This window comes from Lysinibacillus sp. NPDC098008 (assembly GCF_044760715.1).
Classification (GTDB): Bacteria; Bacillota; Bacilli; order Bacillales_A; family Planococcaceae; genus Lysinibacillus.
The window spans coordinates 38,517-64,913 of sequence record NZ_JBIWBA010000023.1 but is presented as its reverse complement, the minus strand read 5'-3'; the positions used below and the strand labels follow the sequence as shown (position 1 = coordinate 64,913).

The 26,397-nt window shown below is 36.5% G+C and carries 24 protein-coding genes; 15 read left to right on the top strand and 9 right to left on the bottom strand.

From position 1 onward, the window contains the following. Positions 1-674: 674 nt before the first annotated feature. The 7 genes from ACIQVU_RS16795 to dnaA all read right to left on the bottom strand — a co-directional run bounded on the left by ACIQVU_RS16795 (position 675) and on the right by dnaA (position 10,540). Positions 675-1,760: an HD-GYP domain-containing protein gene (locus tag ACIQVU_RS16795; protein ID WP_340803712.1), complete on the bottom strand. Its 1,086-nt coding sequence runs from the start codon at positions 1,758-1,760 to the stop codon at positions 675-677. A gap of 143 nt (positions 1,761-1,903) precedes the next feature. Beyond that, positions 1,904-4,360, bottom strand: a complete 2,457-nt coding sequence (gene gyrA / locus ACIQVU_RS16790; RefSeq protein WP_340803711.1) for a DNA gyrase subunit A — start codon at positions 4,358-4,360, stop codon at positions 1,904-1,906. Between the two features lie 24 nt (positions 4,361-4,384). After that, positions 4,385-6,319 carry a DNA topoisomerase (ATP-hydrolyzing) subunit B gene (gene gyrB / locus ACIQVU_RS16785; RefSeq protein WP_340803710.1) on the bottom strand — a complete coding sequence of 645 codons (1,935 nt, stop codon included), beginning with the start codon at positions 6,317-6,319 and terminating at the stop codon, positions 4,385-4,387. Positions 6,320-6,411: 92 nt separating this feature from the next. Then, the gene (gene recF / locus ACIQVU_RS16780; RefSeq protein ID WP_340803709.1) at positions 6,412-7,527 is read right to left on the bottom strand and encodes a DNA replication/repair protein RecF; all 1,116 of its coding nucleotides are present in this window, start codon (positions 7,525-7,527) and stop codon (positions 6,412-6,414) included. 3 nt (positions 7,528-7,530) lie between these two features. Beyond that, positions 7,531-7,755: a S4 domain-containing protein YaaA gene (yaaA, locus tag ACIQVU_RS16775; protein ID WP_340803708.1), complete on the bottom strand. Its 225-nt coding sequence runs from the start codon at positions 7,753-7,755 to the stop codon at positions 7,531-7,533. Between the two features lie 128 nt (positions 7,756-7,883). Continuing rightward, on the bottom strand, positions 7,884-9,020 hold the full coding sequence (gene dnaN / locus ACIQVU_RS16770) for a DNA polymerase III subunit beta (RefSeq protein ID WP_340803706.1): 1,137 nt from the start codon (positions 9,018-9,020) through the stop codon (positions 7,884-7,886). A 170-nt stretch (positions 9,021-9,190) separates the two neighbouring features. Next, entirely contained in the window at positions 9,191-10,540 is a 1,350-nt protein-coding gene (gene dnaA, locus ACIQVU_RS16765; protein ID WP_340803705.1) for a chromosomal replication initiator protein DnaA, read from the bottom strand. A gap of 537 nt (positions 10,541-11,077) precedes the next feature. On the opposite strand from dnaA, the gene rpmH reads away from it, so the two are divergent. The 11 genes from rpmH (at position 11,078) to ACIQVU_RS16710 (ending at position 21,591) form a co-directional block, all read left to right on the top strand. After that, positions 11,078-11,212, top strand: a complete 135-nt coding sequence (gene rpmH / locus ACIQVU_RS16760; protein WP_004233310.1) for a 50S ribosomal protein L34 — start codon at positions 11,078-11,080, stop codon at positions 11,210-11,212. Between the two features lie 100 nt (positions 11,213-11,312). Beyond that, the gene (gene rnpA / locus ACIQVU_RS16755) at positions 11,313-11,657 is read left to right on the top strand and encodes a ribonuclease P protein component (RefSeq protein ID WP_340808496.1); all 345 of its coding nucleotides are present in this window, start codon (positions 11,313-11,315) and stop codon (positions 11,655-11,657) included. Positions 11,658-11,971: 314 nt separating this feature from the next. Then, positions 11,972-12,742: a membrane protein insertase YidC gene (gene yidC, locus ACIQVU_RS16750; protein ID WP_340808495.1), complete on the top strand. Its 771-nt coding sequence runs from the start codon at positions 11,972-11,974 to the stop codon at positions 12,740-12,742. Beyond that, positions 12,739-13,545, top strand: coding sequence for an RNA-binding cell elongation regulator Jag/EloR (gene jag, locus ACIQVU_RS16745; protein WP_340808494.1), 807 nt, complete (start codon positions 12,739-12,741; stop codon positions 13,543-13,545). Before yidC ends, jag begins: the two co-directional genes overlap by 4 nt. Positions 13,546-13,783: 238 nt before the next feature. Continuing rightward, positions 13,784-15,169 (top strand): tRNA uridine-5-carboxymethylaminomethyl(34) synthesis GTPase MnmE, encoded by a 1,386-nt coding sequence (gene mnmE, locus ACIQVU_RS16740; protein WP_340808493.1) that lies wholly within the window; start codon positions 13,784-13,786, stop codon positions 15,167-15,169. A 27-nt stretch (positions 15,170-15,196) separates the two neighbouring features. After that, on the top strand, positions 15,197-17,089 hold the full coding sequence (mnmG, locus tag ACIQVU_RS16735) for a tRNA uridine-5-carboxymethylaminomethyl(34) synthesis enzyme MnmG (protein WP_340808492.1): 1,893 nt from the start codon (positions 15,197-15,199) through the stop codon (positions 17,087-17,089). 87 nt (positions 17,090-17,176) lie between these two features. Continuing rightward, positions 17,177-17,893: a 16S rRNA (guanine(527)-N(7))-methyltransferase RsmG gene (gene rsmG, locus ACIQVU_RS16730; RefSeq protein ID WP_340808491.1), complete on the top strand. Its 717-nt coding sequence runs from the start codon at positions 17,177-17,179 to the stop codon at positions 17,891-17,893. Positions 17,894-18,072: 179 nt separating this feature from the next. Further along, entirely contained in the window at positions 18,073-18,969 is an 897-nt protein-coding gene (gene noc, locus ACIQVU_RS16725; protein ID WP_340808490.1) for a nucleoid occlusion protein, read from the top strand. Positions 18,970-19,191: 222 nt separating this feature from the next. Then, positions 19,192-19,953, top strand: coding sequence for a ParA family protein (locus ACIQVU_RS16720; protein ID WP_340808489.1), 762 nt, complete (start codon positions 19,192-19,194; stop codon positions 19,951-19,953). Beyond that, on the top strand, positions 19,946-20,797 hold the full coding sequence (locus ACIQVU_RS16715) for a ParB/RepB/Spo0J family partition protein (RefSeq protein ID WP_340808488.1): 852 nt from the start codon (positions 19,946-19,948) through the stop codon (positions 20,795-20,797). The genes ACIQVU_RS16720 and ACIQVU_RS16715 overlap by 8 nt, the downstream gene beginning before the upstream one ends. Before the next feature lie 74 nt (positions 20,798-20,871). Continuing rightward, positions 20,872-21,591 (top strand): DUF554 domain-containing protein, encoded by a 720-nt coding sequence (locus tag ACIQVU_RS16710; protein WP_340808487.1) that lies wholly within the window; start codon positions 20,872-20,874, stop codon positions 21,589-21,591. Here the strand turns inward: ACIQVU_RS16710 and yyaC are convergent. Next, positions 21,508-22,140, bottom strand: coding sequence for a spore protease YyaC (gene yyaC / locus ACIQVU_RS16705; RefSeq protein WP_340808486.1), 633 nt, complete (start codon positions 22,138-22,140; stop codon positions 21,508-21,510). The two genes, ACIQVU_RS16710 and yyaC, sit on opposite strands and share 84 nt — an antisense overlap. Before the next feature lie 91 nt (positions 22,141-22,231). On the opposite strand from yyaC, the gene ACIQVU_RS16700 reads away from it, so the two are divergent. From ACIQVU_RS16700 to ACIQVU_RS16685, 4 genes are all read left to right on the top strand, one after another. Beyond that, a complete protein-coding gene (locus ACIQVU_RS16700) occupies positions 22,232-23,089 on the top strand; it encodes a mechanosensitive ion channel family protein (RefSeq protein ID WP_340808485.1) in 858 nt (285 codons plus the stop codon). A 15-nt stretch (positions 23,090-23,104) separates the two neighbouring features. Then, entirely contained in the window at positions 23,105-23,305 is a 201-nt protein-coding gene (locus tag ACIQVU_RS16695) for a DUF951 domain-containing protein (RefSeq protein ID WP_340808484.1), read from the top strand. Between the two features lie 98 nt (positions 23,306-23,403). Further along, positions 23,404-24,504: a redox-regulated ATPase YchF gene (ychF, locus tag ACIQVU_RS16690; protein WP_340808483.1), complete on the top strand. Its 1,101-nt coding sequence runs from the start codon at positions 23,404-23,406 to the stop codon at positions 24,502-24,504. A gap of 182 nt (positions 24,505-24,686) precedes the next feature. Then, a complete protein-coding gene (locus tag ACIQVU_RS16685) occupies positions 24,687-25,727 on the top strand; it encodes an acyl-CoA dehydrogenase family protein (protein ID WP_340808482.1) in 1,041 nt (346 codons plus the stop codon). Positions 25,728-25,779: 52 nt separating this feature from the next. On the opposite strand, the gene ACIQVU_RS16680 is transcribed toward ACIQVU_RS16685, so the two are convergent. Further along, a complete protein-coding gene (locus ACIQVU_RS16680) occupies positions 25,780-26,328 on the bottom strand; it encodes a DUF3267 domain-containing protein (RefSeq protein ID WP_340808481.1) in 549 nt (182 codons plus the stop codon). Between the last annotated feature and the right edge of the window lie 69 nt (positions 26,329-26,397).

Sequence of the window (26,397 nt, the reverse complement as noted above, 5' to 3'; positions counted from 1 at the left end):
CCTGAGCCAGGATCAAACTCTCCATAAAAAGAAATTTGATTTGCTCAAATTGTTTTGCTGGCATCTCATCTTCATTCGATGTCCAAAATTATTTCATTCACTTACTAAAGTAAGCTACTAAATTATTGATTACGTTTTGCTTGTTCAGTTTTCAAGGTTCATATTTTTAAAATTTCACTGTCACCTCTTAGCGACTTACTTATAATATCAAGATACTAAAACAATGTCAACACTTTCTCTAAATATATTTTAATAAATTTTATTTAACTGCATTAACAAATTATCTAAACATACAAAAATAAATGCTTTGCTTGAATTAAGTTATTTTAGAAGCAACACCTTTCTACTTCAGCTCAAGTTCATTAATATTAGTTCTTTTGTTAACAGAAATTTTTAAAGTATCTAAATTGCCTGTGACGGTGATGCAATATTTAATTGAATGGGAACTTAATATAGATTTCAGTCAAATAGGTTTACTTAGCTTCACTAGAATTTAGAAAGCAAGCAACCTAAATAAAAGTTAACATGGCTCAGCCCGTCCAACAAAATTATTAATATTTCTTTTCTCAAGCTCCCCCTTCAAACCTTTAATCAAGAACTTTAAAGTAAAATAAAAATCAACCACCTAGCAATGACACTAGATGGTTGCATAAGCCTTCATTCGTATTACTACTTTATACATTAGTGATAATTCTTGAAATATAGAAAGTACGGTTTTTACTTAAATCGAAAATCTCTCCTGAATGCACTAGTTTAATAAGTGGTCGTGTTGGTGCAAATTTATTAACATACATTACTTCAGCACGCTCTAAATTAGAAAGCTCAACAATTGTACCTATAGGCAGGTCTGCAAAAATGTCAATGAGTGCACGTACTACTTTAATATCAAACTTTCCAAATTCAGATTCATTAATCATTTCTATTACTTTAAATGAAGATTGTTTAGCTCTATACACTCGTTCACAAGTCATTGCATGGAAAACATCTGCGACAGCGATAATTTGTGCAAAAATCGAGATATTAGCGATTTTTTCACCCTTTGGATAGCCGCTTCCATTTAAACGTTCATGATGCTGGAAAATAGCCTCTTTCATGGTTTCCTTTAAAATTGTTAAATCCTTTACCATATTGTGACTATAAATGGGGTGTTTATAAATTTCATTGAATTCCTGCTCTGTTAAAGATGACTTTTTATCACGAATTCGTGGATGTACTTTCGCCATACCACAATCAGCTAATAAACCACCAATTGCTACTTGAATAGTAGTACCTCTATCATAGCTTAGCTTTTGTGCAATAACTGCAGCAATTAAGCCAGTTGCTACACAATGATGATACAAATAGTCTTTTGGATTAGAATACTCGTTTAAATCAAAAATAATAGTACGATCATCTAGCACCATTTCTACCAGTGGCAAAATAATTGCTCTAGCTTTGGCAATGTCTACCTTGGCGCCCGCTTCCCAATTTTTAAATTCTTTTTTAAATTGTTCAATCGACTGATTATATGCTTTTCTAAAAGTAGGGATTTCTTCTATTATTGTAACTGCTACATTATTTTCTTGCTTTTCGGATCGAGTTTCGCTTTGATCTTTATAAACTGGCACATTGGAAATATTAAATGCGTTAAAAACCTGTAAATGTACGTGGGAAATCATTGTGTCTTTAAAAATAATAGGATATTGTGTATTAGCAAAAATATCTTCAGAAATAACTTGACCAATACCTAATTCTGAAATCGGAACATGTATACTTTCCACGAAATAAACACCTCTTCACTATTTAGCTTGTTTCACTGAAGGTATTTCCATTTTATCACGGAATTCAAAATAGTTACTTATTTTTCATAATTTATGTTAAAAAAACCGATGAACGACTATCGCGGTCGTCACCGGCTTTTTCATTATTCCTCTATATCATCTTCGTGAACTTCTTCTTTTTCCACTTTTGCTACCGTTGCCACTAGCTCATGATCTCCTAACCGGATTAAACGAACGCCTTGTGTGCTACGGCCAATTAATGAAATATCATTAACATCCATACGAATCAACATACCATTAATTGTAATCAACATTAAATCTTCAGAACCATCGACTGTTTTAACAGCTACCATTGGGCCATTTTTATCAGTAATATGGATTGTTTTCAATCCAACACCACCTCGGCTTTGTAGACGATACTCCTCTTCAGCAGTACGTTTACCATAACCTTTTGCAGTAACAACTAAAATTTCCTGACCCGGTTCAATAATTTCCATACCTACGACTTCATCACCATCACGGAGCTTAATACCACGTACGCCGCCTGCTGTACGCCCCATAGAACGAATATCTTCCTCTTGGAAACGAACAAGCATACCATCACGTGTACCAATGATCACTTGCTTCTTACCATCTGTTAAACGGACAGAAATCAGATCATCATCTTCTCGTAAACTAATAGCAATTAGCCCATTTGTTCGGATATTGGCAAATTGAGATACGGGTGTACGTTTAGTAATCCCAGTTTTTGTTGTAAAGATAAAGTATGCATCCTCATTAAATGAATCAACACGAATCATAGCAGTTACTTTTTCATCTTTTTCGATATTTAGTAAATTAACAATTGGTAAACCTTTAGCTGTACGACCAAACTCTGGAATCTCATAGCCCTTTGCTCTAAATACTTTACCCTTCGATGTAAAGAATAATATCGTATCATGCGTAGAAGTATTCATAAGATGCTCTACAAAATCATCATCATTTGTTCCCATACCTTGCACACCACGACCACCGCGTTTTTGTGAACGGTATGTATTCGCAGCTAAACGTTTAATATAACCGTTATGTGTTAACGTTATGACTGAGTTTTCACGTGGAATTAAATCCTCATCCTCGATCATTTCAAGTCCACCAGCAGTAATTTGTGTACGGCGTGTATCGTTATAGCGTTCTTTTATTTCAAGCATTTCTTTACGGATAATATCAAGAATCTTTCCTTCATCCGCTAAAATTGCCTTTAATTCGCTAATTAATTTTTGCAGCTCTTGATATTCAGCCTCAATTTTTTCACGCTCTAAACCACTTAAACGAACAAGACGCATATCAAGAATTGCCTGTGCCTGACGTTCGCTTAAAGAAAATCGCTCCATTAAAACTGGCTTCGCTTCATCGCCGCTACGAGAGCCACGAATAATCGCGATAATTTCATCGATATGGTCAAGTGCGATTCGTAAACCTTCTAAAATATGCGCACGCTCTTCTGCCTTACGTAGCTCAAACTGTGTACGACGAGTAATCACTACTTTTTGATGCTCTAAATAGTGATGTAGTGCCTCTTTTAAACTTAAAATTTTTGGCTGACCATCCACTAATGCAAGCATATTGACGCCAAAGCTTGATTGCATTGCCGTTTGCTTATATAAATTATTCAATACAACGTTTGCATTTGCATCACGACGTACTTCAATAACAACACGCATACCGCGACGATCTGATTCATCACGTAAATTAGTAATGCCATCAATTTTTTTATCACGCACAAGCTCTGCAATTTTTTCAATTAATTTTGCTTTATTTACTTGATAAGGTAGCTCATGAATTAAAATTGTTTCCTTCCCATTGCTACTTTGTTCGATTTCCACCTTCGCTCGAATAGTAATGGAGCCACGACCTGTTTCATAAGCTCTGCGAATACCAGAACGACCGATAATTAAGCCTCCTGTTGGGAAGTCTGGCCCAGGTATAATGTCCATTAATTCTTCCGTTGAGATAGCTGGATTTTCAGATAAAGCAAGCACTGCATCAATCGTTTCTCCAAGCTGATGAGGTGGAATATTTGTTGCCATTCCTACCGCAATACCTGATGCACCATTAACAAGTAAGTTTGGATAACGTGATGGTAATACTTTTGGCTCGCGCTCACTTCCATCATAGTTTGGCTCGTAATCAATTGTATCTTTATTTATATCTCGTAGCATTTCCATGGCTATCTTCGACATACGTGATTCCGTATAACGCATCGCAGCAGCTCCGTCGCCATCGACAGATCCGAAGTTTCCATGCCCATCTACAAGCATATAGCGATAGCTAAAATCCTGTGCCATACGTACCATTGCATCATAAATAGAGGAATCACCATGTGGATGGTATTTACCCATTACATCCCCTACGATACGAGCACTTTTTTTGTAAGGCTTATCAGATGTATTGCCTAGCTCCTGCATCCCATATAAAATTCGACGATGTACAGGCTTTAAGCCATCGCGTACATCTGGTAAAGCACGCGCTACAATAACGCTCATCGCATAGCTTAAAAATGATGTTTTAATTTCAGTCGTAATATTTCTACCTTGAATATTCTCATGTTCGATCTCAGACAAAATATAGCCCTCCCTTCCAAACGATTAAATATCTAATTCAGCATAGACAGCATTTTCTTCAATGAAATGACGGCGTGGCTCAACATCATCACCCATCAATTGATCAAAAATTCGATCCGCTTCAATCGCATCATCCAATTCAACACGAATCAATGTACGATGCGCTGGGTCCATTGTCGTTTCCCATAGCTGCTCCGCATTCATTTCACCTAAACCTTTATAACGCTGTACGTTTGGTTTTGGTATGCTTGGTAATCGATTCAAAATTTCCTCTAATTCCTCATCCGAGTAGCAATATTCTACATGCTTCCCTTGCTTCACTTGATAGAGAGGTGGCTTCGCTGCATAAACATAGCCTGCCTCAATAAGTGGACGCATAAAACGGAATAAAAATGTTAATAGTAACACACGGATATGTGCACCATCGACATCTGCGTCTGTCATAATAATTATTTTATGATAGCGTGCCTTTTCTAGGTTGAATTCTTCTCCAATTCCTGTACCAAAAGCTGTAATCATTGCGCGAATTTCTGCATTCGATAAAATTCTATCCAAACGTGCTTTTTCAACATTGAGGATTTTACCACGCAATGGCAAGATTGCTTGGAAGTGACGATCACGTCCAGATTTAGCCGAACCTCCGGCAGAGTCACCCTCAACGATATAAATTTCACATTCAGCTGGATTTGTTGAAGAACAATCAGCTAATTTCCCTGGTAAGCTCGATACTTCAAGAGCATTTTTGCGACGAGTAAATTCACGTGCCTTTTTCGCTGCCACACGTGCACGAGCTGCCATTAAACCTTTTTCAACGATCTTACGAGCAACAGTTGGATTTTCCAACATAAAACGCTCAAAACCATCAGAAAATAAGGCATTTGTAATTTGGCTTACTTCCGAATTTCCTAGCTTTGTTTTCGTTTGTCCTTCAAACTGAGGGTCTGGATGTTTAACAGAAACAATAGCTGTTAAGCCTTCACGTACATCCTCACCTGTTAGATTGGCATCAGCTTCTTTCAATAGCCCATTTTTTCGAGCATAGTCATTAATAACGCGTGTAAGTGCTGTCTTAAAGCCAGATTCATGCGTACCACCTTCATACGTATTAATGTTATTAGCGAATGAAAAAATATTGGATGAGAATCCAGCATTATATTGCATAGCAATTTCAACTGAAATGCCATCTTTTTCTCCAAGCACATCGATTGGTTCATGAATAGGCTCTTTAGATTGATTAAGATGCTCTACATATGAACGAATACCACCTTCATAGTGGTATGTAGTTGAACGAATCTCTTCTTCGCGTTCATCAGCAATCGTAATCTTAATACCACGATTTAAGTAAGCTAACTCACGAATACGATGAGCTAAAATATCAAATTCATAAACAGTTGTTTCTTTAAATATTTCTGGGTCAGCTTTAAAACGCGTTGTTGTGCCATTGTGATCTGTATCACCAATAACCGTTAACTCTTGAACCGTTTTTCCACGTTCAAATTTAATTTCATGGATATGTCCTTCACGGTGAACTTGCACAATTGTTTCAACAGAAAGAGCATTTACAACTGAAGCTCCAACACCATGAAGACCACCAGATACTTTGTAGCCTCCACCGCCAAATTTACCACCAGCATGTAATACCGTCATAATAACTTCAACAGCTGGCTTACCCATTTTTTCTTGAATGCTTACAGGAATACCACGACCATTATCTTCTACTCGAATCCAATTGTCTTTTTCAATTGTTACTTTGATATCCGTACAAAATCCTGCAAGTGCCTCATCTATACTATTATCAACTATTTCCCATACTAAATGGTGCAAACCTTTAGAGCTTGTTGAACCAATATACATTCCTGGTCTTTTACGTACTGCCTCTAAGCCTTCTAAAACTTGTATCTGATCGGCCTCATAAGCTTGGTTTTGTAAACCTTCGTTCTCTATAGCCACGGCTTTCATCTACTCCTTCATAACATCATTGTGTGTAAATGAATGAACAGTCAACCGAGCTGACTATTACCATTCTTTTATAATCTAAAAAACTACCCTGGCTAACTTTTTTCAATCGCTCCTTGTTTCACGTGGAACAGTTGGGCATGCTCCATCGTTTCATGATGAATTCCTTCAACACTTGTTGTTGTAACAAAGGTTTGGACTTCACCCTGAATAGTGTTTAATAAATGCGATTGGCGATAATCATCGAGTTCCGATAATACATCATCTAAAAGTAGGATGGGTGTTTCATTTGTTTCTTGTTTAATTAATTCAATTTCAGCAAGCTTTAAAGACAATGCAGTTGTACGCTGCTGTCCTTGTGAGCCATAAGTTTGAACATCGTAGCCATTTACTAAGAACTGCAAATCATCACGATGTGGACCAACTAGCGTTACGCCTCTGTCAAATTCACGTTCTCTTGCTTCCAACAACTTCCGCTGTAAAATATTTTCAATTTCACTAGCCGTCTGTTCTTTTTCAATACCAGCTACTGTACGATATTTTATCACAAGCGTTTCCTTACCTTGTGATATACCAGCATGTATAGGTTCAGCCCATTCCTGTAATAAATCCATAAATTGAAATCTTTTACGAATAATTTGGATAGCTGCATGAATATATTGTTCATTGTAAACCTCGTACATCACATCATTTGACATGGATTTGCCTTGGTTCATCTTTAGGAAATGGTTACGTTGCTTTAAAATTTTTTGAAAGGTCAATAAATCATGTAAATAAACAGGCGAAATTTGCCCAATCTCCATATCGATAAAACGTCGACGTATTTGCGGACTACCTTTTACAACCGTTAAATCTTCTGGTGCAAACATCACAACGTTCATTTGACCAATATAATGACTAAGGCGACTTTGCTCTATATGATTTATCTTGCCCTTTTTACCCTTCTTTGTAATCGTAAGCTCCATCGGTAAAATACCATGTCTTTTTTGAACGGCCCCTTCTATTTTACCATAGTCTGAATCCCAACGTATCAATTCTTTATCGTTCGTTGTACGATGAGATTTAGCCATTGCTAATACGTAGATGGATTCCATAACATTTGTTTTTCCTTGAGCATTTTCACCAATGAAAACATTAATTTTTGGAGAGAAGTTTAAAGCTAAGGCATCATAGTTACGGTAATTTGTTAGTTTTAATTGCTCAATATGCATAATTTATTGTCCAGCTGGTCCTACGATTTGAAAACGACCGCATCCAGGAATATTGACAATATCTCCATCACGCAGTTTACGACCTCGGCGATCATCCACTTCTCCATTTACATAAACAGCATTTTCCTGTAAAAACCACTTTGCCATTCCACCTGAACTAATGGCATCAGTTACTTTTAACAGCTGCCCCAGTGTAATGAACTCCTCATCAATTTTAATGTCTTCCATAGTGTGTTCCCCTCCAAATACAAACTCTCTTTCTCTCTATAATACCTAAAATTTCACTATAAGTAAAAAAAGATAGCCGCCATAAGCGACTACCCTAACTTTTTAATCCAGACAGATTTTTAAATTTTTTAGTAAGTTCGTACAGGTAAAATTAATTGTAATATTGCATCGTCATGAACAGAACGTAAAATAAATGGTCGCATTGCTCCAGTAAATTGAATAACTACATCTTGACCATCAATTGCTTTCAACGCTTCCATCATATATTTTGCACTAAAAGAAATTTTCAAACTTTCCCCTTCTAGTGATTCAACAGGAATTTCCTCTTGTACTTTACCAATTTCAGGTGAATTAGAAGAAACTTCAACAGCTTGATGATCCAGTATTTCAAATCGAACAACATTATTACGATCGCCTCGTGCAACTAATGATGCGCGATCGATTGCCTGTAATAAAGCCTTACCATTAATCGTTACGTTTGTTTGATACTCTTCTGGAATTAAACGTGATGTATCTGGGTAATTTCCTTCAAGTAAACGCGAGAAAAATAGTACATCATCTGTTTTAAATAATACTTGCTGACTTGTAATAACGATTTGCACAGGATTTGTCGAATCCTCTAATACTTTATTAAGCTCATTTAAACTTTTTCCTGGAATAACAACACTATGCTCAACTTCTGGTAAATTTTCTAGTTCTACTTTGCGTCTTGCTAAACGATGACTATCTGTTGCAACACAGATTAATGTTTCGTTTTTTATTTGCCAGTTTACACCTGTCAACACTGGTCGACTTTCTGAAGTAGCAACAGCGAACACTGTTTCACGAATAATTGTTTTTAATAAATCAGCAGGAATAGTAAATTTTTGATCCTCTGTTAGCTCTGGTAATAACGGATATTCAGTAGCATCAGAGCCGATTAAATGGAATTCAGATTTACCTGAACGGATATGAGTTTGGAAACCAGAAGTTACATGGATTTCGACATCATTTGTTGGTAATTTACGTACAATTTCATTAAACATACGAGCTTGTACCACTATTGATCCTGTTTCGGTAACTTGAATTAGTTGTTGTCCATCTTCCTCAACTGGAATAAATGTTTGAATAGTAATGTCAGCATCACTACCTGTTAAACGAATACCTTCCTCTGTTACATCCATTTTAATACCAGTTAAAATTGGAATAGTTGTTTTAGAGCTTACAGCTTTCATGACATCATTTAAACCCTCTAATAAACGGTCACGTAAAATATCAAATTTCATGTATTTTCCCTCACATATTTATATTATTTATTTATATAAAATAAAAAGATATAGTAATAGGCTCTGTGGATTTGTGGATAAGTGTATTTAAAGCGAATAAAATCAGTCTATCCACATGTAGATAGACTGTGCATAAGTTTGTGTTTAAATATTAGGTTTGTCCACAGCCATTACTTTCCTAGCATGCTACGAATTTGTTTAATATCTTGTTGAAGTTGAACGTCATTTTTCAACAAAGAAGATATTTTTTCATGAGCATGAATAACAGTTGTATGGTCGCGTCCACCAAATTCTTCGCCAATTTTCGGCAGCGAGAAATCCGTTAATTCGCGTGATAAATACATAGCAATTTGGCGTGGGAAAGCTATTAATTTTGTACGTTTTTTCGCAGCAAAATCTTCTAAGCGAATATTAAAATGCTCCCCTACTGCATTTTGAATATCTAGTATTGTGACAGTGCGTGGCTTTGAGTTTGGAATAATATCCTTCAATGCCTCAGCAGCCAATGTTGCTGTAATATCTTTGTTTACTAATGATGAATAGGCAACGACGCGAATAAGCGCACCTTCAAGCTCCCTAATATTGGAGTCAATCTGGTTCGCAATATAGAGCATAACTTCATTTGGTACCTCTAGACCATCTGCTTTTGCTTTTTTACGCAGGATAGCAATCCGCGTTTCCAAATCAGGCGGTGCAATATCGGTAATTAAACCCCATTCAAAGCGTGAACGTAGTCGATCTTCCAATGTTGGAATTTCCTTTGGTGGTCTATCACTCGATATAACAATTTGTTTTGATTCCTCATGTAATGTATTAAATGTGTGGAAAAATTCCTCTTGAGTCGATTCTTTTCCGGCAAGAAATTGAATATCATCAATTAGTAGCACATCTACATTGCGGTATTTATTGCGAAAATCAAGTGCCTTATTATCGCGTATAGAGTTAATAAACTCATTTGTAAATTTCTCAGATGATAAGTAGACCACTTTTGCATTAGGATTATGCTCCAATACATAATGACCGATTGCATGCATTAAATGTGTCTTACCAAGCCCAACGCCCCCATAAATAAAAAATGGATTGTAAGCCTTCGCAGGTGCTTCAGCGACAGCTAGTGAGGCAGCATGTGCAAAGCGGTTACCAGAGCCAATAACAAACGTATCAAAAGTATACTTCGGGTTTAACATACCTGGTGAAATATCATGGTGATCGTTATTTTTTGCTTGGATAATCGGCGCTGGTAAATCGAAATCGTCCGAGTCCTGGCTTTTTTGAACAACAAATTTAATAAGCAAGTCTTCGCCTGTAAGCTCCGTTAATATACCTGTAATCAAATGAATATAATGATTCTCAAGCCAATCTCGAGCAAACGAATTTGGCGCAGCTATTGTCACAGTTGAACCGCTACCATTGTAGGATAGTAGTTTTGTTGACTTTAGCCACGTTTCGAAGCTTGGTTTAGAAATTTTTTGTTCTACTTGAGCCAGGACATTGTTCCATAGTTCTTCTAAATGTTCCAAGCTGCTAATCTCCTTTACAGTGTTCAATACATAAAAATGCGCATTTATAGAAATGGTAAATACGTTCATTTTACAACTCGTCCACATAATCACATATTGTGGATAACAGTTAACCAAAGGCTGTGATAAAAATTATCCACAGCATATTAACAGTTGTGGATAATTGAATTAGTCATTTTAGTTTTCAACAAAGTGAAGCACAGTAATCGTATCAGAAAAACAAAGCTATTTCAATAGTTTGTGAAACTTATCCACATGTCTTATAGTTATGCACTTTAGAGTTGTCCACAGGGACTGCTTATGTGAAAAAGCTGTAGATAACCACTGTGGATAAAAAATAATGCAAAAAATACTATACACAACACTGTGTAAAAAAAACAAGTGCTTCTGTGGATAAATATTTTTTTCAATCAATATCATAGATTAGCTAACAAAAAGAAATTTATGAAATACATTGACAAAAGGACTAGATACTTTATATAATATTCGAGTCTGTATGTTGAAAAATTCAACTCGTTCAGGAGGTGTCTATATACAATGAAACGTACTTACCAACCAAAAAAACGTAAGCACAGCAAAGTTCACGGTTTCCGCGCACGTATGAGCACGAAAAACGGTCGCAAAGTTCTTGCTGCTCGTCGTCGTAAAGGAAGAAAAGTTTTATCAGCATAAAATAAGTCCACTGAGCCACATCAGTGGTCTTTTTTTTCTTTATTTTTGGTAAACCTAGAAATGAGGATCAAAAGATATTATCTAATAGCAGGTGAAAGTAATGAAAAAACGCCAGAGAGTTAAAAAAAATGAAGATTTTCAAAAGGTGTTTAAAAAAGGTAAATCTTTCGCTAATCGTCAATTTGTCGTTTATTTCTTACCAAAAGAGGGACAAACAGAATTTCGTGTAGGTTTATCGGTTAGTAAAAAGCTTGGCAATGCGGTAACACGCAACCAAATAAAACGCTATATTCGACAAAGTATCCATGAATTAAAAGATGAACTAAAGCCGAATATGGATTATGTTATTATCGCCAGACATCCGGCGGCCACTATGGATTTTCATGAAGTGAAGCAAAGTTTGCAGCATGTACTACGAATCGCAAAAGTATTAAAAAAAGTGTAATATATGCAACCATGTGGTCTGTATAGAGCAAATTATACATATAGGGGTATTTTTTATCGGTATTTACTTACATATATGTAAATTTGCATGGAAACTTAATGAATAAGTATATATAGTTAGAATATTTAGTAGAGTGAAACGTTATAGGCATGATAAAATAACTGATAGCTTTATCTTCATTTATCAGTGAGCGCTCCAACGCAAGCTAAATGAAATGGCAGATATCACCAATTTTGAGGTGGGAAACTGTCAGTGAATAAAGGAAATGCATATAGAATAAGAAAAAGTGAATAGTAACTGTAGGGGGAAGAAGGTTGAAAAAACAACATTGGGTAATTTTGTCGCTAGTATCAGTAGCCTTACTACTGTCTGGTTGTACAGAATTCAATGAACCAATTTCCAAAGATAGCACTGGCTTCTGGAACGAGTTCATTGTTTGGCCGCTAGTATCAGCGATAAAATTCTTTGCTGATCTGCTTGGTACGTATGCATGGGGAATCATTGCTGTAACGATTATTATTCGTTTAGCAATTTTACCGTTAATGATCAAACAAACAAAGAGCTCTAAAAAAATGCAAGAAATGCAGCCGAAATTAAAGGAACTGCAAAAGAAGTATGCTTCTAAGGATGCACAGACACAGCAACAGTATCAGCAAGAAATGATGAAGCTAATGAGTGAATCCGGTGTAAACCCGCTTGCAGGATGTTTACCCGTTATTATTCAAATGCCAATATTAATTGGCTTCTATCACGCAATTAGCCGTATGAATGCTACATCTACATTTGATTTAGGGAATTTCTTTATCTTCCCACTAGCAGATCCTGCACCAGCACTAGCAATTATTGCGGGCTTAATGCAATTTATTGTATTACGTACAGGACCAGCAATGGATAACCCTCAAATGAAAATCATGATGTATATTATGCCATTCATGATTATTGCTTTTGGTATGGCTTTACCAGCAGCATTATCATTATATTGGGTAATCGGGAACATTATTTCGATTGTTCAAAACCTGTTTATTTACAAACCTTGGAATAAAGATAAAACACAACCTGCTCAAAATGGAGGGGCTAAAAAGTGAAACAACTTACGCAAATAGGCGCAACAACACAAGAAGCGATCTCATTAGCGTTACAGAAACTTGGCAAAACCCGTGAACAAGTGGAAGTTGAAGTTTTACAAGAAGGTAAAAAAGGATTTTTAGGTTTTGGTGCACGTTCTGCAGAAGTTCGTGTAACAGTGAAAGAAGTTCAGGTTGCGATAATTGAAAGTGACAAGGCTGAACCGCAAATAACGACTCAATTTGACGAGCAACTAGCAGTAGTAGATGATGTTGAAACAATAAGTTCACAAGTTTCTGAGCAACCAAGTGAAATCGAAGCTGTTCAACAAATTGTAAAAGAACAACATGAGGAAGAAGAATTAGTCAGTCCAATTGAAGAAGCAAAAGCTTATTTAGTAAATATTGCTGAGCAATTGACTATTCATGATCTTGAAATTACGACAACACGTGAAGGGAAATATGTCTTATTTCAGCTAAAAAGTGAGAAAGCTGCACTGCTTATAGGAAAACGTGGCCAAACATTAAATGCCTTACAGCAATTGACACAACTCGTGTTAAATAAAAGTGCTAAGCAGTTCTTAATGGTGAAATTAGATGTAGAAAACTATCGTGAACGTCGTCAAGCAGCATTGGAATTGCTGGCGGATCGAATGGCGGACAAAGCATTGCGTTTAAATCAGCGAGTAGCCTTTGAACCGATGCCATCATACGAAAGAAAGATTATTCATAACCAGCTAGCCAATCGTCTAGATATTGAAACATATTCAGAGGGCACAGAGCCTAATCGCTATTTAGTGATTGAACCTGTCAAAAATCATTAAACACATCACATACAGGCAAAGGTCATTTTATCTTCGTGATAAAATGACCTTTTTTCAGCTTAATTTGAGCATCAGCGTTTTTTGTCGAAAATAGTAGATGATAAAAAGCTTGTATTTTATCCACATTTGGTAATGATCCTTACTTTAGATTTTGTTGAAAATATGTTAGTCTAAGGTGTTAGTAAGTATTGGTCGGTTTCGATTATCCACATGTGGATAACATTGAGGAGGTCATTAAATGGAGTTCGATACAATTGCTGCGATATCCACACCAATGGGTGAAGGTGCCATCGCTATTGTTCGCTTAAGTGGCGACGAAGCAGTGGCAATTGCAGATAAAATATTCAAATCACCAGGTGGGAAAAGTTTAACAACGAAGGATTCGCACACCATTCATTATGGACATTTAGTCGATCCTACAACAAATGAGGTAGTAGAGGAAGTCATGCTGTCATTGATGCGTGGTCCAAAAACATTTACACGTGAAGATGTTGTTGAAATTAATTGCCATGGGGGGCTTGTGTCAGTAAATCGCGTCTTAAAGCTAGCGTTAACAAATGGTGCAAGACTAGCGGAGCCTGGTGAATTTACGAAACGCGCATTTTTAAATGGACGTATTGATTTATCACAGGCTGAAGCGGTTATGGATTTAATTAGGGCTAAGACAGATCGAGCAATGAATGTTGCTTTAGGACAAATGGATGGAAAGTTATCGCGACTTATTGGTGACTTGCGCCAAGCTTTACTACAGACATTAGCGCAAGTAGAGGTTAATATAGATTATCCAGAGTATGATGATGTAGAAGAAATGACAGTACCTGTCCTAGTTGAAAAATGTACATGGGTACGAGATGAAATTCGTAAACTTCTACAAACATCTTCTCAAGGAAAAATATTACGCGAGGGTCTTTCAACAGTTATTTTAGGTCGCCCAAATGTAGGGAAATCTTCTTTGCTCAATAGCTTAGTACAAGAAAATAAGGCCATAGTGACAGATATTGCCGGTACTACTCGTGATATTATAGAAGAGTACGTGAATGTACGTGGAGTTCCACTTCGTTTAGTGGATACAGCAGGTATTCGAGAAACGGAAGATATTGTGGAACGAATTGGTGTAGAACGTTCAAGAGAGGCACTGCGTGGAGCAGATTTAATTTTATTTGTTGTAAACTATGCAGATGAATTAACGGCTGAAGATGAGCGTCTATTCGAAACAATTGAAGCGATGGATTACATCGTTATTGTCAATAAAACAGATTTACCGCAAAAAATTGATTTAGCTCGTGTCAAAGAGTTGGCTGGTGAGCATCGCATTGTCACAACCTCTCTGTTACAGGAGGAAGGCATTGCAGAGCTAGAGGAAGCCATTGCTGCGCTATTTTTTGAGGGACAAATCGAAGCGGGCGATTTAACATATGTTTCAAATGCTAGACATATTGCACTATTGCACCAAGCCCAAGCAACGGTTGAGGATGCAATAGCGGCTGCACAAGCTGGCGTACCAGTTGATATGGTACAAATTGATGTAACAAGAACATGGGAAATACTTGGCGAAATTATTGGCGACACTGTACAAGAAAGTCTTATTAACCAACTATTTTCACAGTTCTGTTTAGGAAAATAATCTTATTACAGAAAGGAAGATACGAGCATGCCAACAAAATATGAGGCAGGCACGTTTGATGTTATTGTCATTGGCGCAGGCCATGCAGGTTCAGAAGCTGCACATGCTGCGGCTAAAATGGGTGCTAATACATTGATGTTAACGATTAATTTAGACATGATTGCATTTATGCCATGCAATCCATCCATTGGTGGTCCTGCCAAAGGAATTGTCGTACGTGAAATTGACGCTTTAGGAGGCGTCATGGGGAAAGTGATAGATAAAACGCATATTCAAATGCGAATGTTGAATACAGGGAAAGGCCCAGCTGTACGTGCATTGCGCGCGCAAGCAGACAAAGTTTTATATCAACAAGAGATGAAACGCGTGTTGGAGGAAACGGAAAACCTAACAATCCATCAAGGAATGGTGGAAGAGTTAATTGTTGAGGATGGAGAAGTAAAAGGCGTTATTACACAAATTGGTGCTGTTTATCGTGCTAAAACAGTGGTTGTAACAACGGGGACATTCCTTCGTGGTGAAATTATTATTGGTGATGTTAAATATTCAAGTGGTCCTAATAACCAACAACCTTCTATTCGTTTAGCGGATAATTTAAAAGAGCTTGGGTTTGATCTTGTTCGTTTTAAAACAGGTACACCACCACGAGTAAATAATCGTACAATTGACTATGATAAAACAGAAATCCAACCAGGTGATGATGTTCCACGTGCATTTAGTTTTGAAACAACTGAATTTATTATGGATCAGCTACCTTGCTGGTTAACGTATACAAGCGCTGAAACACATGAAGTTATTGAAGCAAATTTACATCTTTCACCGATGTATTCAGGAATGATTAAAGGGACAGGTCCACGTTATTGCCCGTCTATTGAAGATAAAGTTGTGCGCTTTAACGATAAGCCGCGACATCAAATTTTCTTGGAGCCAGAAGGACGTAATACGCGTGAGGTTTATGTTCAAGGTTTATCAACAAGCCTGCCAGAGCATGTGCAAGCACGTTTATTAAAATCCATTCCAGGCTTAGAAAATGCAGAAATGATGCGTGCAGGTTATGCGATTGAATATGATTCAATTGTGCCAACGCAATTATGGCCAACGCTTGAAACAAAGCGTATTAAAGGATTGTACACAGCGGGTCAAATTAACGGTACATCTGGCTATGAGGAAGCGGCTGCACAAGGTTTAATGGCAGGAATGAACGCTGCTGCTAACGTACTTGATAAAGATGAGTTAATTTTAAGCCGCTCTGATGCCTATATTGGTGTGTTGATTGATGACCTTGTGACAAAAGGGACAAATGAGCCATATCGTTTATTAACATCTCGTGCAGAGTATCGTTTACTGCTACGTCATGATAACGCTGATTTACGTTTAATGGAGCTAGGCTATAAAATGGGCATGATTTCAGAAGAGCGCTATGCAAAATTCACTGAGAAAAAGCAATTGATTGACAATGAAATTGCGCGTCTTCGTGAGGTGATTATTAAGCCAAACGAAGCGACACAGGCTGCAATTCGTTCTGTCGGTGGTAGTGAGTTAAAAGATGGTATACGTGGTGCAGATTTATTAAAACGCCCAGAAATGCACTATGAGCTGGTTTCTTCATTAATTCCTACAGATAGCGAATTAACAGAAGAAGTGAAGGAACAAATCGAAATTCAGCTTAAATATGAAGGCTATATCGAAAAAGCACTACAACAAGTAGAAAAGCTGCATAAAATGGAAAATAAAAAAATCCCTGAAAATATTGATTATGACGCTATCTCAGGCTTAGCAACAGAAGCACGTCAAAAATTAAAGCAGGTTACACCGCTTTCCATTGCGCAAGCCTCTCGTATTTCAGGTGTAAATCCAGCAGATATTTCAATTCTTCTTGTATATATTGAACAAGGCAAAATTGCACGAGTGAGCAGCTAATAATGGTAAAGTGAATAAGAGGCGGGCATAGGATTGTGCCCGCTTCCTATTTTTAGGGTATTGCCATAGCGACAAAGGAGATTTTACATGAATGAACAACAATTTATGGAGGCGCTAAAGGAAAAAGGCATAGAGCTTTCTGAACAGCAGATAGCGCAATTTAAAAAATACTTTGAATTGCTTGTTGAGTGGAATGAAAAAATGAACTTAACGGCTATTACAGATTTAGAGGGTGTTTATTTAAAGCATTTCTTTGACTCGATTAGTGCCTCATTTTATTTTGATTTTTCAAAGGTAGTAACAGTATGTGATGTTGGAGCAGGAGCTGGCTTCCCTAGTATTCCTATTAAAATCTGCTTCCCACATTTACATATCACAATCGTAGACTCTTTAAATAAAAGAATTACATTTTTAAATCATCTTAGCGATACATTACAATTAGAAAATATGAATTTTGTACATGCGAGAGCAGAAGAATTTGGTCAAAATACTAAGTATCGTGAACAATTTGATGTGGTAACGGCACGTGCAGTAGCTCGTTTATCTGTTTTAGCAGAGCTTTGTGTACCATTAGCAAAACAAGGTGGCTATTTTGTAGCGTTAAAGGCTGCGGCAGGTGCTGAAGAACTAAAGGATGCGAAAAAAGCTTTAACAACACTCGGTGCTCAAATGAAAGAAGAATATTCTTTTAAGCTACCTGTTGAAGAAAGTGACCGCATTTTATATATATTTGATAAAATAAAAGGAACGCCTAAAAAATACCCGCGTAAGCCAGGTGTACCAAATAAAACACCAATTCAATAATTAGTGTTTCATGTGAAACTTCTCAAAGTAGAAAATATTTTTTCTATTTTGAGCATACATACTAGTTATGGATGGTTCACGCAAAAGACATCTATGAACTATATACATTTTAAGAAATATAATAAATAATAATAGAATGACACAGAGCAAGATAGTTACTTAAAGGTGGTGCCACTTGGATGAAAAGTCCTTTTTCACGTTTTTTTGGAGGCGGAAGTAAAACAGAGCCTATTGTGAAAAATGAAGTAGAACAAGCAGAGGCGGCTCATGCAGCAGAAGAAGTTATAAAATTGCCTATTGATCAAATAGTACCTAACCGTTTTCAGCCACGTACTATTTTTGATGATGAGAAAATTGAAGAATTATCAAGAACCATCCATACACATGGTGTGATTCAGCCAATTGTTGTACGTAAAACATCAGAACATCAATATGAAATCATTGCTGGTGAGCGTCGTTATCGAGCGATGAAAAAATTACAATGGACAGAGGTTCCTGCTATTGTACGTAATTTAACGGATAAAGAAACAGCTTCTATAGCATTAATCGAAAACTTACAGCGTGAGGAGTTAACAGCAATTGAAGAAGCTGTAGCCTATCAAAAACTATTAGAGCTTCATGAGTTAACACAGGAAGCTCTAGCCCAACGACTTGGAAAAGGACAATCCACTGTAGCCAATAAATTACGATTATTAAGGCTGCCTGATGAAGTGCAACAAGCCATTTTAAAGCGTAAAATCTCTGAACGACATGCACGTGCATTAATCGCTATTAAAGACCAACCATTACAGCTAGAAATTTTACAACAAACGATTGATAATGATTGGAATGTTCGTCAACTAGAGGAGCAAATTCAAGCGATATTACACCCAGAAACAGATGAGCAGGAAGAAACACCAAAGAAAGCAAAGCCAAAGCGTAAGGCTATTAGTAAGGATGTACGAATTGCTTTAAATACGATTAAACAATCAGTAACAATGGTCACGAAAAGCGGTATTACAGTAAAAACAGAAGAAGAAGATACAGAAGAATACTATCAAATTACAGTAAAGATACCTAAAAAGAAAAAGCTGTAATAAATTATTGTAAAAAAATAATTGAAAGTCTTGAGCGTTACAAAAATAAAAAAGACATCTCAGAAAGTTAATGGAGATGTCTTTTTTTGCATATATTCTTAATATTTTATACAACTCTTTTCTATTTTTTTGATAGAATGAGAGATAGAGAGCGGATTAAACAGTGATTTTACAAATGATTTGTCAAAGCAAACTTTGATAGATGAAAGCAGGTGCTTTTAAATGGGTAGAATTATAGCAATCGCCAATCAAAAGGGTGGCGTAGGTAAAACAACAACTTCAGTCAATTTAAGCGCTTGCCTAGCATACTTAGGTAAAAAAGTGCTATTGATCGATACTGATCCACAGGGAAATACAACAAGTGGGCTTGGTATCGATAAAGGAGAAATCCAGGGATGTATTTATGATGTGCTGATTGATGATGAAGATGTTGAAAATGTCATTCAAAAAACAAATGTAGGAAATTTATCAATCGTGCCAGCAACGATCTCGCTTGCAGGGGCTGAAATTGAATTGGTTTCTACAATTTCCAGAGAAGTGCGGTTAAAACATGCACTCCAAAATGTAAAAGAAGATTTTGATTATATTATTATTGATTGTCCACCGTCCTTAGGACTACTAACAATCAATGCTTTAACAGCTTCAGATGCGTTAATTATCCCTGTACAATGTGAATATTATGCGTTGGAGGGGTTAAGTCAATTGTTATCGACAGTTCGTCTTGTCCAAAAGCATTTGAATCAGCAGCTATATATTGATGGTGTGTTACTCACAATGCTGGATGCGCGGACAAATTTAGGCTTACAGGTTATTGATGAAGTAAAAAAATATTTCCAAGATAAAGTATATAAAACAATAATTCCTCGTAATGTGCGCTTAAGTGAAGCACCAAGTCATGGACAACCAATTATCACTTATGATGCAAAATCTAGAGGTGCAGAGGTTTATTTGGAGATGGCGAGGGAAGTGATTAAAAATGGCTAAAGGTTTAGGGAAAGGTATTGGTGCACTATTTCCGGGAGAGTCTTTAGAACAAAGTGGGCAAGTGGAAGAAATCCAATTAGATTGTATTGTTGCAAACCCATTTCAGCCTCGAAAAAATTTCGACGAGGAAACTTTACAGGAGTTAGCAGATTCCATTAAGGAACATGGTATTTTACAGCCTATTGCAGTAAGAAAAAAGGCACGTAAGTTTGAAATTGTTGCTGGTGAACGTCGCTATCGGGCATGCATAATAGCTGGATTAGAAGTTATCCCAGCCATTATTAAAGAGCTATCAGACGCACAAATGATGGAGCTAGCCATTTTAGAAAACCTTCAACGCGAAGATTTAACAGTTATTGAAGAAGCTGAAGCCTACCAAAGCTTAATGGAAAACTTGCATTTAACACAGGAAGAGCTTTCAAAACGCTTAGGTAAAAGTAGACCACATATAGCGAATCATGTTCGCCTACTTGCCTTGCCACAAGATGTGCGTCAAATGTTAAATGAGGGCATATTGTCAATGGGACAAGGACGTGCATTACTTGGCTTAAAAAATAAAAGAAGAATATCAGAAGTAGCGAATAAAGTTATTCAACAAGGTTTAAATGTACGTCAAGTGGAAATGTTAGTGCAAAACTTAAACGAAGAAGTTTCACGTGAAACAATTCCACCAAAGAAAAAGGATATTTTTGTTGCTGCTAAAGAAACACAATTACGTGATTACTTTGGAACAAATGTTCAAATCAAAAAAACAAATAATAAAGGGAAAATTGAAATTGAATTTTACTCTGAAGATGATTTAGAGCGTATTTTGGAAATATTAAATTTACAGGAACAAGAATAACTATTTTTATAATTTCATTAGAGCGCCAAGCAAGCAGGCGCTCTCTATTTTTTAGAGAGAAGGAAGGCTTTAGAGTGGTATTACTGGGAGCATTAATTAATGCAGGACTAATTGTAGTAGGTGCATTAATAGGGCGCATTTTCAAAAATATTCCTGAATCAATGAAGTCTACTGTCTTGTCCATTATTGGTTTAGCGGTAGCATTATTAGGAATAAAAATGGGCTTTGAAAGCGATAATTTTATTATACTAGTAGTAAGTTTAGTGGTAGGTACAGTAGTAGGTGAATGGTTAGATTTAGATCGGCAAATGAATCGTCTTGGTAAATGGGTAGAATCATTATTTCGTAGTACAAAACGCAATACACAAAATCAAATTAGTATAGCAGAAGGCTTTGTAACAGCCTCATTAATATTTGTAGTAGGTTCGATGGCCATTATCGGTGCACTCGATAGTGGTCTTCGTAATGATCACAATGTACTAATTACAAAAGGCTTAATAGATGGATTTACTTCCATTATTTTAGCCTCTACATTAGGCATAGGTGTACTACTATCCGCAGTACCAGTTTTAGTTTATCAAGGGCTTATAGCATTGTTTGCAGGTGTTATTAGTGTATTTATTCCTGATGCTGCCTTACAAATGTTTATTACAGAAATGACAGCTGTAGGTGGTGTAATGATTATGGCTATTGGGTTAAATATAGCAGGCTTAACGAAGATCAAGGCTGCTAACCTCCTGCCGGGTATTATCGTTGTTGGAATCATGGTCGCTGTCTTCTACATTTTTCAATGAATACCGATGAGCAGCTAATAATAAAGCTCTTGCCAGCTTTTCAGCCATTGCATAAGAAATATGAAGTCTTGTATTTTGTAACACAAGCATTTCCATAAAGCCTCCAATATTGACGATTCCTTTTACAGAAATGTCACCAATTGGAGGTAATTCTTTTTTTACTGCCTTTCCAGGGAAAATTGGTCCACTTTGTACTGAAATATGTCCAACGTTCTCTTCACTGCCAAGACAGGCATCAATCGCAATAATGAATGGTTTTGTAGTATGATTGTGTAGCTGTTGCATAGTAGTACCTAAATTTAAAGCATGTAGTGGGTTATCTAAAGACCCTATAACTTCATACGGAAAGCTAACAGACTTTTTTAGGAAGCTGCCTGTTAATGGTCCAAGTGTATCACCTGTACAGCGATCACTGCCAATACAACAAAAAATTAATCGTTCATGTTGGAATGGTATATGCTCTAAAAATAATGTGCTTAATTGCCAAACAGCATTTTTGCTTTCATGATGAAGGGAATAAGGTAATAATAAATTTGGTATAGTATTCATAAAAAAACTCACTTTCTTATTAATTTTAGAAGTGCTTAATTTTTATGCAGTATACACAAATTTTTAACATGTTATTCAAGAGGTGGTAATAATGGAAGAGAGTAAGAAATTAGTGGATAGATACTGGGATAAGCTAACATCTCAGGCATTATGGGAAAAGGTTATTGATGCATCCATTGAAATTATTATAATTTTATTAATATCATGGCTAGCTGTAAGATTAGGGAAAAAGTTTATTAATAAAGTATTTTTAATGCGTATGCGTTCACCATTAAACCATTCAGAGCGTCGTCAGCGTACAATTGCAAGATTGTTGCAAAGTGTCATTTCCTATGCTGTTTATTTCTCAGCGATTATTGGTATTCTTTCTTCATTAGAAATTAAAGTTGCTGGGCTATTAGCTGGTGCTGGGATTGTTGGTTTAGCAATAGGTTTTGGTGCTCAAAGCTTAGTAAAAGATGTTATTACAGGATTTTTTATTATTTTTGAAGACCAATTTGGTGTAGGTGATTATATAAAGATTAATGCGGCAGAAGGAACAGTTACAGAAATAGGCTTACGAACAACAAAGATTAATGGTGTAACAGGAGAACAGTTTATTATCCCAAATGGTGCAATTGGAGAAGTAGTTAACTATTCGATAAACAACTCTAAAATATTTATAGACTTAGAAATAATGACTGATGCAGATTTTGATAAGGCTGAGAGTATTATTCAAAATTACTTAAAAACATTGCCAGATAACCATAAAGAGCTTGTAGGGGTACCAGTATTTTTAGGTGTACAAAATGTAAAAGGAAAAGAAGTAACTATCCGTATTTCTGTAGAAACTTTACCACAGCAACAATATGGTATTGCACGTATTATTCGACGTGATATTACAAAGCTTTTTGAAGAAAATCATATTCCAATGGCTTATCCAAAAGTGATGTTCTTTGGTAAAGAATAGGGGGAAGTAACTAATATGGAAGCAAAAAAATTTGGCTTAAATGATATTGTTGAAATGAAAAAACAACATCCATGTGGCACAAATAGATGGAAAATCATTCGGATGGGGGCAGATGTGCGTATTAAATGTGAGGGCTGTCAGCATAGTGTAATGATTCCACGCCGTGAATTTGAGAAAAAGCTGAAAAAGGTATTGCTATCTGCTAGCGAAGCTTAATATTAGGCATATTAGACTTTTTAGAAGCGAATCAATATAATAGATAAGGTTATAGAAGAGAAAATTGAAACCGATTAGTAGAAAGGTTGTGTCCATTCATGGCATTAACAGCTGGAATCGTTGGTTTACCTAACGTTGGAAAATCAACATTATTTAACGCAATTACAAAAGCGGGCGCATTGGCTGCAAATTACCCATTCGCAACGATTGATCCAAATGTTGGCATTGTTGAAGTACCAGATGCACGCTTAGATAAATTAACAGAATTAGTTGTACCGAAAAAAACTGTACCAACTGCATTTGAATTTACAGATATCGCAGGAATCGTAAAAGGTGCTTCTCAAGGTGAAGGATTAGGCAATAAATTTCTAGCCCATATTCGTGAAGTAGATGCAATTTGTCAGGTTGTACGTTGCTTTGAAGATGAAAATATTACACACGTATCAGGTGCAGTGAATCCAATTGATGATATTGAGGTTATTAATTTAGAGCTTGCACTTGCAGACTTAGAATCCGTAGATAAACGCTTACAACGTGTTAGCAAAATGGCAAAGCAAAAAGATAAAGAAGCGATGGCTGAAGAGCCAGTGTTGCTAAAAATTAAAGAGCAATTAGAAAATGGTCGTCCAGCACGTGCTGCCGAATTATCAGAAGATGAACTAAAGGTTATTAAAGGTCTTCATTTACTAACAATTAAACCAATGCTATATGTAGCAAATGTTTCTGAGGATGAGGTAGCAGATGCTGATAGCAATGAGTATGTTCAACAGGTGCGTGAATATGCAACTGCTGAAGGTGCCCAAGTGATTACAATTTGTGCAAAAATCGAAGAAGAGATTTCTGAGCTTGACGATGAAGAAAAAGCGATGTTCTTAGAGGAACTAGGTATTAAAGAATCAGGTTTAGATCAATTAATTCGTACATCTTATGATTTATTAGGCTTAGCCACATACTTCACAGCAGGGGTGCAGGAGGTGCGTGCATGGACGTTCCGTAAAGGAATGAAGGCACCACAATGTGCGGGGATTATTCATACAGACTTCGAGCGTGGCTTTATTCGCGCTGAAACAGTTTCATTTGATGATTTGTTAGAGGCAGGCTCTCAGGCAGCAGCAAAAGAGGCAGGGAAAGTACGTCTTGAAGGGAAAGATTACGAAGTTCAAGATGGCGATATTATGCTATTCCGCTTTAATGTATAAACGGTATAAAACAACTTAAAAAGCCTATTATTTTAAATTTAAGCATTATAAAAATTCGCGTTGCTTTCTGCAGGTAAGACACGAGGTATATTAGTGATATATGTTATCTACTAGCTTTCGTACTCTTCCTACAGTAGCTATGCGGATTTTTATTTATAGTATAGTGTGGAGGCGGTTAAGGAATGGATGCAGTGCAAATAAAGGAACGTGGATTAGAATTTGAGCAGCTAGGAAAGCTACCACAGGATGTATTAGATTTTATTTATGAGCAGCAATTGTTTAAAATATTTACAGCAAAAGAGTTAGGCGGTAAAGATTTAGACTTACTAGAGGGTATCAAGATATTTCAGCAAATGTCTGCGCTTGACGGTAATTTTGGCTGGCTTATTACAATTGGTACAGGCGGCAATGCATTTATTCCAGCATTCAACAAAGATATTTGTGAAAACATCTATACACCTAAAAATGCTGTAATAGCAGGTAGTGGTTATCCAACGGGTATCGCTGTTAAAGCAGATAACGGCTACTATGTAACAGGACAGTGGAAATATTGCAGTGGTGCTGATTATGCCACAACCTTTACAATGAATTGCGTTGTCGAGCAGGATGGTGTGAAAACAGAGAATATTATTAGCTGTTCAATGGATCGTCAGCATGTTGAGGTTTTAAATGATTGGCGTGCAATGGGGCTAAAGGCTACAGCAAGCCATACAATTCGTGTTAACCATATATGGGTGCCACATGAGGCAACCTTCCAATTAGGAACGATTAAAAATAATTATGGTAATTTAGTACATAGTTTTCCATTTGCTACTTTTGCAGAGGCATCTTTTTTAAGTGTTTGCTTAGGTATAACAGAAAATTTCTTAGAGGAATCACTTCATTTAATAAAGCAACGACAGCATGATGCTAGCCGAATTGAACGTATTGGTGCATTACAATTTTTAGTGATACAGCAGCAGAAGCATTTTAAACAATATGAAGAGCAGTTCTATACAATGCTATCGACATACTGGCAAAAGCATCAGCAAGGTAGTCAATTAACAGAGGAAGAACTATTGCAGTTTACACAAATGACTAAGAAGATTGCTGCAGCTTGTGTGGAGATCGCAAATAATTTAGTACGTAGCTTAGGAATGGACGCTATTACCGAAACAGCTACGATTAATCGCATTTGGCGCAATTTATATACAGCAGCACAGCATGGATTTTTAACACCGTAAGGAAAAATAGGCTGTTAAGGGAAGAACTGCTTTTCTAACAGCCTATTTTTGGCTAAGGAAGATATACATATAGCTTTGGCAAATGTGGGTCATCCTGTATAAGCGCATCTTTCGGATATTTACGTAATTCTTTATACATAGCAAAATCACCTACAGCTCCTGCTATTAAAAAGGCGCCAACCAATATTAAAACGGTGCTGTTACAATAAAACCCAATGATAGTTGGTAGGACACCAGTTGTCCAAAATGGTAATAATAAAGCCTTTTTCATAGCATGATTAGGGAGCGGCTGATTAGTTGTTGCATAGGCAATACCAAGCTTTAAATTTATACCATAGTTTAAAGATTTATAAGGCACCTTCCCAAAAATCATAAAGCCGATTAAATGAAACGCTTCATGCAGAACAATAAAAACAATATATAAAATAGCGAATAATGCTATACCACCAATCATCGCCCAAATAGAAAAATAAAAATCCTTCAAGCAAATGTATTGAATAGCTGTAAATAATAGTACAAGCCCAACTGTTACCACAATATTATCCATCATTAATTTTTTTAAATTGACTTCAATAATAATCGGTTCTCTGTCTGGTAGCATAAATGCTCTCCTTTCTTCTATCCATTATATAAAATGAATTATTACTTTGCGACTTGAAAGACTACTATC